Origin of the sequence: Curvibacter soli, from assembly GCF_029211125.1 — a bacterium.
GTDB classification, from domain to species: Bacteria; Pseudomonadota; Gammaproteobacteria; order Burkholderiales; family Burkholderiaceae_C; genus Curvibacter_A; species Curvibacter_A soli.
On sequence record NZ_JARGEN010000008.1, the window covers coordinates 1 to 12,566 of the forward strand.

Below are 12,566 nucleotides of genomic sequence, written 5' to 3' on the forward strand. Positions count from 1 at the left end.
AATCCAACAACCGTTAAACCTCAGCTAACATTCAACCGCCTTGCACACAGAAATCCTGACACTCCCGCTTGCGGGGGCGCAATCCACGATGCCCGCACCGTAATCGGTGAATCCTCCTGCGGCAACTTCATCGGTAGCGCCCGGCGCCAAGGCCACTCACAAGCAGGCGGCGGCAAGCAGCCATCACAAGGTGGCCAAGAAGAAATCGATAAAGACCAAGAAGACCACCTCATGAGAATGAGTCGGCGTTATCGACGAGAATCGATACGCGCCGGCGGATTCCTTCTGCGGCCTTTTGGAATGAGAAGACTTGGTATGGCTGGCACGATGCGGAAGCAACGCTCTTTGGTGGTTCATGCGCGCACTGCGGTGCTGGCCGCTCTGCTGCCACTCGTTTTTGCAACAGGCCATGCGCAGGAAGGTCCGCAGACAAATCTGCCGCGGGTACCGCTGGCGGCGGGCATGTACCAGATCGACGCACAAGTCGCACTCACCCCGGCGCAACGACAGATCGGGCTGATGAACCGTCCGGAGATGCCTCCGCAGGAGGGCATGCTGTTCGTGTTCGAAGAGCCTGCAACGCAGTGCTTCTGGATGAAGAACACGCTGCTGCCGTTGACCGCCGCTTTCGTGGCGGACGATGGCACCATCGTGAACCTTGCCGACATGAAGCCGCAGACCCTGGACTCGCATTGTTCCGGAAAACCCGTGCGCTTTGTGCTGGAAATGCACCAGGGGTGGTTCGCCAAAAAAGGGATCAAGGCCGGTTTCAGGCTGACAGGCAAACCCTTCCAGGCAGGAGCCCGCTGACCTGGCGATATCCACGGGCTTGCGCCCAAAAAGAAGAGCCGGCGCAAGCCGGCTCTTCTTTTTGGGAATCTGCAAATCAGCCGAAATTGGACTGCGCGAACGTCCAGTTCACCAGCTTGTCCAGGAAGGTCTCCACGAACTTGGGCCGCAGGTTGCGGTAGTCGATGTAGTAGGCATGCTCCCACACGTCCACCGTCAGGAGCGCCTTGTCGCCAGTGGTGAGCGGCGTGCCCGCGGCCCCGGTGTTGACGATGTCGACGCTGCCATCGGGCTTTTTCACCAGCCAGGTCCAGCCCGAGCCGAAATTGCCCACTGCGGACTTCACGAACGCTTCCTTGAACGCTGTGAAGCTTCCCCACTTGGCTTGGATGGCCTCGGCCAGCTTGCCCGAGGGCTCGCCGCCGCCATTGGGCGCCATGCAGTTCCAGAAGAACGTGTGGTTCCAGATCTGGGCGGCGTTGTTGTAGATGCCGCCCGACGACTTCTTCACGATCTCCTCCAGCGGAAGGCTCTCGAATTCCGTGTCCTTTTGGAGATTATTGAGATTCACCACATACGCCTTGTGGTGCTTGCCATGGTGGTATTCCAGGGTCTCCTGGGAATAATGCGGTGCAAGCGCATCGATGGGATAAGGCAAGGGAGGCAGGGTGTGTTCCATGGTGGGTTCCTCGTAGGTCGTTGTTGGAAAATCCGCACTGATTGTAGAAACTAAAACAAGAGCCGTTCGGTGGCGATCAGATCAACCTCTCCATCGACAAGGGCCGCACGCACCATCTGGCCCGGGTCTACGTTTCGGGCGCTGGTGATGGAGCGTCCTTGCGCATCGGACAGCAAGGCATAGCCGCGCCGCAAGATCGCACGAGGATCCAGCGCCGCCCAGCGGTGCTGCATGTTTTCCAGTGCCGGACGCCGACGTTCCATGTCCCGCGAAAAGGCCACGGGCAAGCGGGCGCGTTGCTGCTCGAACATCATTCTGGCCTGGGCCACCGCGTTGCGTGTCACATGATGCAACCGCTGGCCTTGCGCCTGCAATGCCAGAGCATGCCGCCCCGCCACTGCCGAAGGCCGCCCCAAATGCGCAGCCATGCCATCGAGCCGCAATGCCTGACCATCCAATTGCCGCAGCACGGCGGACTCCATGCGGTTCGCAGCCAGCAGGGTTGCATTCCACCAGGTAGCGCGGGGTTCAGCGGCCAGTTCGGCAGCCGCGGTCGGCGTGGGCGCGCGCAGGTCGGCCACGAAATCGGCAATCGTGAAGTCGGTTTCATGCCCCACGCCGGTTACCACGGGTACGGGGCTGGCCGCAATCGCGCGGGCCAGTCCTTCGTCGTTGAAAGCCCATAGATCTTCCAGCGAGCCACCCCCCCGGACCAGCAAGACGATGTCCACGTTCGCCGTCGATGGATGCCCCGGGCCGAATGCCCCCAGAGCCTGCGCCAGTTGCGCTGCCGCATTCGCGCCCTGCACCGGCGCCGGGACCACGGTCACCGGAATGTGCGGCACGCGGCGGTGCAACGCGGTGGCGACGTCGCGCAATGCGGCGGCGCCCAGGGAAGTCACCACGCCAATGGCACGCGGCGCCCGGGGCAATGCGCGCTTGCGGACATTGTCGAACAGCCCCTCGGCTTCCAGCCGCGCCTTGAGCTGCAGGAACCGCTCGAACAGGACCCCTTGCCCGACGCGCGAGACGCTTTCGACGACAAGCTGCAAATCCCCGCGCGGGGCGTAGACGTCGAGGCGTCCGCGGACTTCCACATGGTCTCCGTCGCGGAGCGAGAAATCGAGCAATTGCGATGCCCGCCGGAACATGGCGCAACGCAATTGGCCCTGGGAATCCTTGAGTGTGAAGTAGCAGTGGCCGCTGGCTGCGCGCGAAAACGCGGAAATCTCGCCGGAAACCGCAACGGGGTTGAACCGGGCTGCAACAGTGTCCGCAATGGCGCGGCATAACGCGCCGACTTCCCAGGAACGGGGTGGAAATTCAGCAGTTCGGGCGTCCAACATTAGCGTTCATGCGCGTTTCCGGCGCTTTCCAAGGGAAGAAGTCCACAGGACGGGCCTTCGGCATACCGCAACACCCAGGCCGGGCCGCTGGCCGTCAGCCACCCCCAGCAGCGATAAGTCAATGATTTGAATACCTTCATGCATCCGTTGTACCGTGGCATGGCTTGCGGTAGACGCACCTGGATGCGGGGGCAAAGGCGAGGCGCTTGGTTTCCCACAAAGTTATCCACACGCTGCGGCCTCCAAGGGCTGAATTGCACGGCCGCACGCGAAAGCGGACAAACAAGTGGGCCATAATCACACGCGAATTCCTTGCTGCGCGGAGAACCGTCAATTGTTTTCGATCATACAGGCCGCAGGATGGCCGATCTGGCCCCTTATCGCATGTTCCGTCCTGGCTCTGGCCTTGATTTTCGAACGCTTCCTGGCCCTGAGAACCTCGCGGGTTGCCCCACCCAAGCTCTTGAACGAAGCGCTGACTGTGTCGGCCAACAACCTCCCGACGCCCGATGTTGTCACGCAGTTGGAGCAGAACTCCGCACTCGGCGAAATTCTCGCCAGCGGGCTCCGGGCGCTGAATGCCAATCCCCGATGCAGCGAAAGCGAACTGAAAGCCACAATGGAAGGTGCTGGCAGGGCTGTCGGACATCGACTGGAAAAGTATCTGGGCGCGCTGGCTACCATTGCATCTGCGGCGCCGCTGCTGGGATTGCTGGGAACCGTGATCGGCATGATCGAAATTTTCGGCGCACAGACAGGCGGCGGCGTATCGTCGGGCAACCCCGCGCAGCTCGCGCAGGGGATATCAATTGCGCTCTACAACACTGCGTTCGGACTCATCGTGGCGATTCCTGCACTCATTTTCTGGCGGTACTTCCGCGGCCGCGTGGATAGCTATCTGCTGGGAATGGAACTGGCCTCGGAGCGGTTCGCCCGGCATCTCGCACGGTTCCGGCGCGGCAACTGAAGCGGGCACAGGGCCATGAACTTCCGCTCGCGCTCCAGGGATGAACCCGAAATCAACCTCATCCCGTTCATCGACGTGCTGCTGGTGATCCTAATCTTCCTGATGTTGTCGACCACCTACAGCAAGTTCACCGAACTCCAGCTCAAGCTCCCCCTGGCCGATGCGGAGCAGCAACGCGACCGTCCGCGCGAGATCGTCGTCACCGTCACGACGGACGGAAAGTACGCGATCAACAAGACTGCGGTTTCCGGCAACGCAGTGGACACGCTTGGCCGCGCCTTGCTCGCCGCCGCAGGCGATGGCCGGGACACCGCCGTCGTCGTCATCAGCGCAGATGCCAACGCCACGCACCAGTCCGTCGTCACGGTCATGGAGGCCGCGCGCCGCACCGGCTTGGCTCAGATCACCTTTGCCACCCAGGCCCCCGCGCAGGCGGGCCAACACTGACCCCCGATGCCGCTGGCTGCACGGCGCACGCTGCGGGCGACACTTACTGAAAGCTGGTTATCCCGCAGTACCTTGACCTGGCTGTTGTGGCCCGCTTCACTGCTGTATGGGGCTGCGGTGCATGTGCGGCACTGGCTGTATGCCTGCGGTGCCATAGCTGTCTACCGGGCGCCAGTGCCTGTCGTCGTCGTGGGCAACGTGGCAGTGGGCGGCGTGGGCAAAACGCCTGTCGTGATCGAGATCGTTCGGCATCTGCGCGCCCGAGGCTTCCGCCCTGGCGTGCTGTCGCGTGGATACGGGCGGCGCACCGGCCCCGGCAGCGCGGCAGTATGTGCGGTGACGGCCGCCAGCGACCCTGCCGAGGCAGGTGATGAGCCGGCCATGATCCACCGGGCCACGGGCGCCCCCGTATTCGTTGCGTCTGCGCGCTCCCGGGCCGCAAGCGCCCTTCTGGCGACCCACGCAGACACGGACGTGCTCGTCTGCGATGACGGCCTGCAGCACTATGCGCTCGCGCGCGATGTCGAAGTGTGCGTATTCGACGACCGGGGCATCGGCAACGGCTTCCAGTTGCCCGCAGGCCTGCTGCGCGAGGCATGGCCGCGGACCCCGCCGCCCGGGGTGCGCATGCTTGTCCTGCACACCGGCAATTCGCCGGCTTTCGCCGGCTTCCGGGCGTACCGGACGATTGCGCAGCATGCCTGCGATGCGCACGGAACCGTAGTGCCGTTCGACGTGCTGCGCGCGGCACCGCTCTGCGCCGTAGCCGGCATTGGCCAGCCGCAGATTTTTTTCGATGCGCTGCGCAGCCAGGGGCTGCGCCTGGAACGGGTGGAGGCCCTGCCCGACCATGCGGACTTTTCCATCTGGACCAACCCCTGCGGCACCAACCGCAGGCTCGTCTGCACGGAAAAGGATGCCGTCAAGCTCTGGCGCACCCATCCCCAGGCGCTTGCGGTGCCCCTGCACGTGCGCCTAGACGATGCGTTCTGGGATGCATTCGACCAGGCGCTGCAGGAAGCCTCGTTATCATCAGGCCCAGCCCTTGAAATCCCGCATCGCGAACCGTAAATCCCATGGACAGCAAACTGCTCGAACTGCTCGTGTGCCCCGTCACCAAAGGCCCGCTGACATATGACCGCGACAGGCAGGAACTGGTCTCTCGCAGCGCCCGGCTGGCTTACCCCGTGCGCGATGGCATTCCGGTCATGCTGGAAAACGAGGCCCGTACCCTGACCGACGAAGAACTGGGGCTGTAGCTCCTGGAATCTACCCCCCATGGCATACACGGTCGTCATCCCCGCCCGCATGGCATCCACGCGCCTGCCGGACAAGCCATTGGCCGACATCCACGGCCTGCCGATGATCGTCAGGGTTGCGCAGCAGGCCCACAAGAGCCAGGCCATGCGAACCGTCGTGGCCGCGGATGACGAAAAGATCGTGAATGCCTGCCGCATGCATGGCGTCGAAGCCATCATGACCAGGCCGGACCACCCCTCGGGCAGCGACCGCCTGGCCGAAGCCAGCCAGATCCTGAAGCTGGCCGACGATGCCATCGTCGTCAACGTCCAGGGGGACGAGCCCCTGATCGACCCGGCGCTGATCGACGCCGTAGCAGCGCTGCTGCAGGCATCCGCGCATGCAGACATGGGGACAGCCGCACATCCCATTGCGACGCCGGAGGAGTTCGACAACCCCAATGTCGTCAAAGTGATACTCAGTCACGACGGCTGTGCCCAGTACTTCAGCCGCGCCGCGATTCCGCACGCGCGCGGACAGCAGGGAACTACTTGGTGGCGGCAGGCTGGCGCCGCCCAACTCCACGCTCCGCTGCGGCACGTGGGCATCTACAGCTACCGCGCAGCCTTCCTGCGGCGCTTTCCGACGCTGCCGGTGGCGCCAACGGAAGCCACAGAGTCGCTGGAGCAATTGCGTGCACTGTGGCATGGCTGCCGGATTGGGGTACACGTCGCCCCTGGCGCGCCAAGCCCGGGGGTCGACACGCCGGAGGACCTGGAACGCGTGCGGGCCCTCTGGCGGGCGTTATGAACGTCTTGAAGCCACATTTGCAAACCACCATCTGGACGCTCCTGCGCGCGGGCAACACCCAGAGCGAGATCGAGCGCCGCACCGGCGTTTCCCGCCACACCATCCGAGCCTGGGCCAAGCGCTTTGAGGCCCAAGGCGATCCGCCGCCCCAGCCGCCCGACGATGCAAACTGCCCCAGGGTGGCCACCGACCCGCCCGCCCCTGTGGCCAGCCATACTGCTCCACCCCGGCCACTGGCTTCACTGCCGGTGGTCGCCCCGATCGCCATATCCCTGTGCGAACCCCACCGCGCCTTCATCGAAGCGCAGCTTCGCCTGGGCCGCAACACCACCGCCATCTACCAGGAACTGGTCGACGCCCACGGTTTTGCCGGGCACTACAACTGCGGCAAGCGTTTCGTGGCCCGCATCCGTGTACGCGAGAACCTGAGCAGTTCGACCGCCTGAGCTTGCTGCCCGGCGAAGAGATGCAAGTCGATTACGGCGAAGGCACGCCCACCCGCGTGCCCGGCTCGGAGCGCTGGCTGCAGGCCCCGCCTGTTCGTGGCTACGCTGCGCTACAGCCGCCACAGCTTTCGCCGCGTGGTCTGGAACTCGGGCCAGCAGGTCTGGGCCGGGCAGACCACGCTGCACTTGACGCCGATGCATGCCGCTGCGGAGGAGCAGGTGGACGCAAGCCAGCAGCGATTAGAATCAGCGCAGTCGGAGCGTAGCGCAGTCTGGTAGCGCATCTGCTTTGGGAGCAGAGGGTCGCGAGTTCGAATCCCGCCGCTCCGACCATTTTCTGTTGCATGGGTGCCCTTGACCGGTAAAGCGGTCGATTGAGGGAGAGTTTGAATTTTCGTGTGCAAGGCGCTGAGACTTTCCCGCGGTGGCGGGCGGCGCTTGCGACGAACCGACCGACGCGGTGGGAAAGTCGAAGTTCAATCTGGCGTCACTTCTTCCCTTGCTTCGCCGGCTGTCTCCGCATCATGTGCGAGCGGAGTCCATGGCTACAGTAGGCAAAAACGGCAGACAGCTCTTGAAGCGCCTAAAATTGCTTCCAACTAGGTTTGTATCTGCCCAACTTCCACGCGACTGGAGCCCTGCTTGAACAATCAATGGTTTTCCAAAATTGCCGTATGGCTTGTGATCGCCATGGTGCTGTTCACGGTCTTCAAGCAGTTTGACTCCCGGGCGGTTGCCGGTGCGGGCTATGTGGGCTATTCCGACTTCCTGGAGGAAGTACGCGGCAACCGCATCAAGTCCGCCACCATCCAGGAAGGGCAGGGCGGTACCGAGATCGTCGCGACGACCACTGACGACCGCAAGATCCGCACGACTGCCACCTATCTGGACCGCGGGCTGGTCGGTGATCTCATCAACAACAACGTCAAGTTCGATGTCAAGCCCCGTGAAGAGGGGTCGCTTCTCATGACCCTGCTCGTGAGCTGGGGGCCGATGCTGCTGCTCATCGGCGTATGGGTCTACTTCATGCGGCAGATGCAGGGCGGCGGCAAGGGTGGGGCGTTCAGCTTTGGCAAGAGCAAGGCCCGCATGCTAGACGAGAACAACAACCAGGTCACGTTCGCCGATGTCGCGGGCTGCGACGAGGCCAAGGAAGAAGTCAAGGAAGTCGTCGATTTCCTCAAGGACCCGCAGAAATTCCAGAAGTTGGGTGGCCGCATCCCGCGCGGCCTGTTGCTGGTGGGCCCTCCGGGTACGGGCAAGACCTTGCTTGCCAAGTCGATTGCTGGTGAAGCCAAGGTGCCGTTCTTCAGCATTTCGGGCTCCGATTTCGTGGAGATGTTTGTCGGCGTTGGCGCTGCCCGCGTGCGTGACATGTTCGAGAACGCCAAGAAAAATGCGCCTTGCATCATCTTCATCGACGAAATCGATGCGGTCGGGCGCCAGCGCGGTGCAGGGCTGGGCGGCGGCAATGACGAGCGCGAGCAGACACTCAACCAGATGCTGGTGGAAATGGATGGCTTCGAGACCAACCTCGGAGTCATCGTCGTGGCGGCCACCAACCGGCCCGACATCCTGGATGCCGCATTGCTGCGCCCGGGCCGCTTCGATCGGCAGGTGTACGTCACGCTGCCCGACATCCGGGGCCGTGAGCAGATCCTCAACGTACATATGCGCAAGATTCCCGTGGCCCAGGATGTCAATGCCGGCATCATCGCGCGTGGCACGCCTGGCATGTCGGGTGCCGATCTCGCCAACCTCTGCAACGAAGCGGCCTTGATGGCCGCCCGCCGCAATGCGCGCACGGTCGAGATGCAGGACTTCGAACGTGCCAAGGACAAGATCATCATGGGGCCGGAACGCAAGTCCATGGTCATGCCCGAGGAGGAGCGCCGCAACACGGCCTACCATGAATCGGGCCATGCATTGATCGGCAAGCTGCTGCCCAAGTGCGATCCGGTGCACAAGGTCACCATCATTCCGCGCGGCCGCGCCCTGGGCGTGACCATGAGCCTGCCGGCGCAGGACCGCTACAGCTACGACCGCGAGTACATGCTCAACCAGATCAGCATGCTGTTCGGCGGCCGCATCGCGGAAGAGGTGTTCATGAACCAGATGACCACCGGCGCCAGCAACGATTTCGAGCGCGCGACGCAGATCGCCCGCGACATGGTCATGCGCTACGGCATGACGGAATCGCTCGGCCCCATGGTCTATGCCGAGAACGAGGGCGAGGTGTTCCTGGGCCGATCCGTCACCAAGACCACCAACATGAGCGAGCAGACCATGCAGAAGGTCGATGCCGAGGTGCGCCGCATCATCGACCAGCAGTATGCCCTGGCGCGCAAGCTGATCGAGGACAACTCCGACAAGATGCACGCGATGGCCAAGGCCCTGCTCGAATGGGAAACCATCGACAGCGAGCAGCTCGACGACATCATGGCCGGCAAGGAGCCACGCCCGCCCAAGGACTGGACGCCACGCACCCCGCCGTCGGGCGGCGGCAGCAGTGGCGGCACGCCTGCCGTGGCACCGGATCCCGCGCCCACCGCTGCCTGATACTGCTGTGAAGGCGGTAACCAAAAACGGGGCGCAATGCCCCGTTTTTTCCATATGCGATGTGTTGAGTGCCTGAAGCCATGCACTGGCAGGCCGCGCGCTTTTCCATCGACCTGTCCCGTCCGCAGGTCATGGGTATCGTCAACGTCACGCCCGACTCCTTCTCGGACGGCGGCACGCATGCGACCGCTGGCGCGGCCCTGCGCCATTGCGAGCAACTCTTGCGGGACGGGGCGGCCATCCTCGACATTGGCGGGGAGTCCACGCGCCCCGGTAGCCCGGCGGTGCCATTGGCGGACGAACTGGCCCGCGTGCTGCCCGTGGTGCGCGAAGCCGTGAGACTGGGCGTGCCCATCTCCGTGGATACCTACAAGCCCGAGGTGATGCGCGCCGTGCTGGACGCGGGCGCGGACATCGTCAACGACATCTGGGCCTTGCGCCGTCCTGGCGCGGTGGAGGCCGTGCGCGCGCACGCCACCTGCGGCCTGTGCGTGATGCACATGCACCGCGACCCGCAGACCATGCAGGCGCTGCCCATGCATGGCGATGCGGTTCCCCAGGTGCGCAGCTTCCTCATCCAGATCGCCGACGCCCTGGAGGCACAGGGCATCGCGCACGAGCGCATCGTGCTCGACGCGGGCATCGGCTTCGGCAAGACCGTGGAACAGAATTTCGCCCTGCTTGCGCGCCAGGACGAGCTGGCATGCGGCTACCCCTGGCTGGCCGGCTGGTCGCGCAAGTCGTCCCTGGGTGCGGTGACAGGGCTTGGTGTCGGGGAGCGCCAGGCGCCGAGCGTAGTCGCCGCAGTACTGGCGGTGGACAGGGGCGCGCGCATCGTGCGCGTGCACGACGTGAAGGAAACGGTCGCAGGGCTTGCCGTATGGCAGGCCGTGGCGCAGGAAGAAGAGAAGGCGCCCACAGCGGCTGCCATGCAACAAGGAGAACGGCCATGAGCCGCAGTTATTTTGGAACGGACGGCATCCGCGGCACCGTGGGCCAGCCGCCGATCACCCCGGACTTCGTGCTCAAGCTGGCCCATGCCGTGGGCCGCGTGCTGCGCCGCACGCAGGAGCGGCCCACGGCGCTGATCGGCAAGGACACGCGCATTTCCGGCTACATGCTCGAAAGCGCGCTGGAGTCGGGGTTCAACTCGGCGGGCGTCGATGTCGTGCTGCTGGGGCCGCTGCCCACGCCGGGCGTGGCCTACCTGACCCGGACCCAGCGTGCCAGCCTGGGCGTGGTCATCAGCGCCAGCCACAACCCCTATGCGGACAACGGCATCAAGTTCTTCAGCGCCCAGGGCACCAAGCTGCCCGATGCGTGGGAGCAGGATGTGGAGGCGGCCCTGGAGCAGCCGCCCGTCTGGGCCGATTCGTCCGCGCTGGGCAAGGCCCGCCGCCTCGACGACGCGGCGGGCCGCTACATCGAGTTCTGCAAGAGCACCTTCGCGCACGACCTCACGCTGCGCGGCCTGAAGATCGTCGTCGATGCGGCGCACGGTGCGGCCTACCATATCGCACCCAAGGTGTTCCATGAACTCGGCGCGGAGGTCGTGGCCATCGGCTGCGCTCCCGATGGTCTCAACATCAACCAGGGCGTGGGCGCCACCCATCCCGAGGCGCTGGTGCGGGCCGTGGGCGAGCACCAGGCCGACTTCGGCATTGCCCTCGACGGCGACGCCGACCGCCTGCAGATGGTGGACGCCGCGGGCCGGCTCTACAACGGCGACGAACTGCTGTTCCTGATCGTGCAGGACCGCCTGGTGCGCGCCGAACCTGTCCAGGGCGTGGTCGGCACGCTCATGACCAACATGGCCGTCGAGCTGGCCTTGCAGGCGCGGGGCATCGACTTCGTGCGCGCCAGGGTGGGCGACCGCTATGTGCTCGAAGAGCTGGAGCGCCGCAACTGGCTGCTCGGCGGCGAAGGCTCGGGCCACCTGCTGGTGCGCGACAAGCAGACCACGGGCGACGGGCTGGTCAGCGCGCTGCAGGTTTTGCAAGCCTGCGTACGCGGCGGCAAGACGCTGGCCGAACTGCTCGCGGGCCTGGCGCTGTTCCCGCAGACGCTCACCAACGTGCGGCTGCGGCTGGGCCAGGACTGGGCTGCCAACGCCCGCCTGCGCGAGGAAACCCGCCAGGTCGAGCGTGAACTGGGCAAGGCCGGGCGCGTGCTGATCCGCGCCAGCGGCACGGAGCCGCTGCTGCGCGTCATGGTCGAGGCCGAGGACGCGCAACGCGCCCGTGCCTGCGCCGAGCGGCTGGCCCTCGCGGCCCAGGAGTCCTGAATCATGGATACAGTGGAAACACCCCTGGTCATCGATGTGCGCGACGTGCGCTACGGCGACCCCGCGGATGCGGCGGCGCTGGTCGAACTGCTCGATGCCTATGCGCGCGACCCCATGGGCGGCGGCGAGCCATTGTCGGCCTATGCTCGGGAGCACCTTGCCGCTGAACTGTCACGCAGACCCAGCGCTTTCAGCGTCATCGCATGGGTGCGGCGGGATGGCGAAGAGCATGCGGCGGGCCTCGTCAACTGCTTGGAAGGCTTCTCCACCTTCGCGTGCCGTCCCCTGGTGAATGTGCACGACGTGGCGGTGCGGTCCGAGTACCGCGGCCTTGGCATCGCCCGGCGCATGCTCGCGCGCGTCGAGGCGCTGGCCCGCGCGCGCGGTGCGTGCAAGCTCACGCTGGAGGTGCTGTCCGGCAACGGCAGCGCCATTGCCCTGTACCGGCGTGCCGGCTTTGCCGACTATGCGATCGACCTGCAGGCGGGGACGGCCCGCTTCATGCAGAAGTGGCTCGATCCACGCGATGCCTGAGCTGCGCGGCCTGGCGCTGTGCTGCCGCGCGTGCGCCAGAAAGGCCTCGCACGATGGCGCGGTCTTCCGTGTCCGACGTGATGTCCGGCACGAACGACTGGTCGATCTTGAGCTTGTAGATGTGAAAGCGCTTGAGATGGCTCAGCGACGAGTAGCCCATCCAGCAGCCGCCGGGCCAGCGCCACCAGCAGCGCGTCGCCGATGCGGTGGCCCAGGGAGTCGTTGACGTTCTTGAAATGCTCCGGGTCGAGGAACACCACCGCCAGCGGCGTCTGGTTGCGCCGGGCGATATGCAGCTTCCATACCAGCACGCCGCTCGGCGCCAGGCACAGGACGCCGACGAAGGCCGCGGCTGCACAGGCATCGCGGCAGGTATCGAAGGGGTGGGGTACGGCCACGGGCGGGATTGCAGGCAGGAACATGCCGTTGGCAGTCCTCCGGCCGGGGTGTCATGCAGTCGTCACCG

At 64.9% G+C, this 12,566-nt stretch carries 13 protein-coding genes, 1 tRNA gene and 2 pseudogenes; 12 read left to right on the forward strand and 4 right to left on the reverse strand.

Translation table 11 applies throughout. The annotated features are described in order from the left end of the window. Positions 1–315 precede the first annotated feature (315 nt). The gene (locus PY257_RS01065) at positions 316–810 is read left to right on the forward strand and encodes a DUF192 domain-containing protein (protein ID WP_419095639.1); all 495 of its coding nucleotides are present in this window, start codon (positions 316–318) and stop codon (positions 808–810) included. Positions 811–886: 76 nt separating this feature from the next. On the opposite strand, the gene PY257_RS01070 is transcribed toward PY257_RS01065, so the two are convergent. Together PY257_RS01070 and xseA are read right to left on the reverse strand one after the other, a co-directional pair. Then, complete coding sequence (locus PY257_RS01070) at positions 887–1,468, reverse strand: superoxide dismutase (protein WP_275737885.1); 582 nt, start codon at positions 1,466–1,468, stop codon at positions 887–889. A 50-nt stretch (positions 1,469–1,518) separates the two neighbouring features. After that, the gene (gene xseA, locus PY257_RS01075) at positions 1,519–2,814 is read right to left on the reverse strand and encodes an exodeoxyribonuclease VII large subunit (protein WP_275737887.1); all 1,296 of its coding nucleotides are present in this window, start codon (positions 2,812–2,814) and stop codon (positions 1,519–1,521) included. Positions 2,815–3,148: 334 nt separating this feature from the next. Between xseA and PY257_RS01080 the strand changes: the two genes are divergently transcribed. From PY257_RS01080 to PY257_RS01130, 11 genes and pseudogenes are all read left to right on the forward strand, one after another. Further along, complete coding sequence (locus tag PY257_RS01080; protein ID WP_275737890.1) at positions 3,149–3,781, forward strand: MotA/TolQ/ExbB proton channel family protein; 633 nt, start codon at positions 3,149–3,151, stop codon at positions 3,779–3,781. Between the two features lie 15 nt (positions 3,782–3,796). Beyond that, entirely contained in the window at positions 3,797–4,228 is a 432-nt protein-coding gene (locus PY257_RS01085) for an ExbD/TolR family protein (RefSeq protein ID WP_275737892.1), read from the forward strand. A gap of 6 nt (positions 4,229–4,234) precedes the next feature. Continuing rightward, the gene (gene lpxK / locus PY257_RS01090; protein WP_275737894.1) at positions 4,235–5,299 is read left to right on the forward strand and encodes a tetraacyldisaccharide 4'-kinase; all 1,065 of its coding nucleotides are present in this window, start codon (positions 4,235–4,237) and stop codon (positions 5,297–5,299) included. Positions 5,300–5,304: 5 nt separating this feature from the next. Next, positions 5,305–5,487 (forward strand): Trm112 family protein, encoded by a 183-nt coding sequence (locus PY257_RS01095; RefSeq protein WP_275737896.1) that lies wholly within the window; start codon positions 5,305–5,307, stop codon positions 5,485–5,487. Between the two features lie 19 nt (positions 5,488–5,506). Further along, entirely contained in the window at positions 5,507–6,277 is a 771-nt protein-coding gene (kdsB, locus tag PY257_RS01100) for a 3-deoxy-manno-octulosonate cytidylyltransferase (RefSeq protein ID WP_275737898.1), read from the forward strand. Further along, positions 6,274–6,891: pseudogene (locus tag PY257_RS01105) on the forward strand (helix-turn-helix domain-containing protein); the annotation flags it as partial. The gene kdsB and the pseudogene PY257_RS01105, both read left to right, overlap by 4 nt. An 88-nt stretch (positions 6,892–6,979) precedes the next feature. Further along, positions 6,980–7,056 (forward strand) — tRNA-Pro (locus PY257_RS01110). A 309-nt stretch (positions 7,057–7,365) separates the two neighbouring features. Further along, a complete protein-coding gene (ftsH, locus tag PY257_RS01115; RefSeq protein WP_275737900.1) occupies positions 7,366–9,282 on the forward strand; it encodes an ATP-dependent zinc metalloprotease FtsH in 1,917 nt (638 codons plus the stop codon). Between the two features lie 80 nt (positions 9,283–9,362). Next, positions 9,363–10,235, forward strand: a complete 873-nt coding sequence (folP, locus tag PY257_RS01120) for a dihydropteroate synthase (RefSeq protein WP_275737968.1) — start codon at positions 9,363–9,365, stop codon at positions 10,233–10,235. After that, positions 10,232–11,566: a phosphoglucosamine mutase gene (gene glmM, locus PY257_RS01125; RefSeq protein WP_275737902.1), complete on the forward strand. Its 1,335-nt coding sequence runs from the start codon at positions 10,232–10,234 to the stop codon at positions 11,564–11,566. The genes folP and glmM overlap by 4 nt, the downstream gene beginning before the upstream one ends. A gap of 3 nt (positions 11,567–11,569) precedes the next feature. Further along, a complete protein-coding gene (locus PY257_RS01130; protein ID WP_275737904.1) occupies positions 11,570–12,100 on the forward strand; it encodes a GNAT family N-acetyltransferase in 531 nt (176 codons plus the stop codon). Here the strand turns inward: PY257_RS01130 and PY257_RS16370 are convergent. Beyond that, entirely contained in the window at positions 12,066–12,260 is a 195-nt protein-coding gene (locus PY257_RS16370) for an EAL domain-containing protein (RefSeq protein ID WP_275737976.1), read from the reverse strand. The two genes, PY257_RS01130 and PY257_RS16370, sit on opposite strands and share 35 nt — an antisense overlap. A gap of 4 nt (positions 12,261–12,264) precedes the next feature. Then, positions 12,265–12,387: pseudogene (locus tag PY257_RS01140) on the reverse strand (diguanylate cyclase domain-containing protein); the annotation flags it as partial. Between the last annotated feature and the right edge of the window lie 179 nt (positions 12,388–12,566).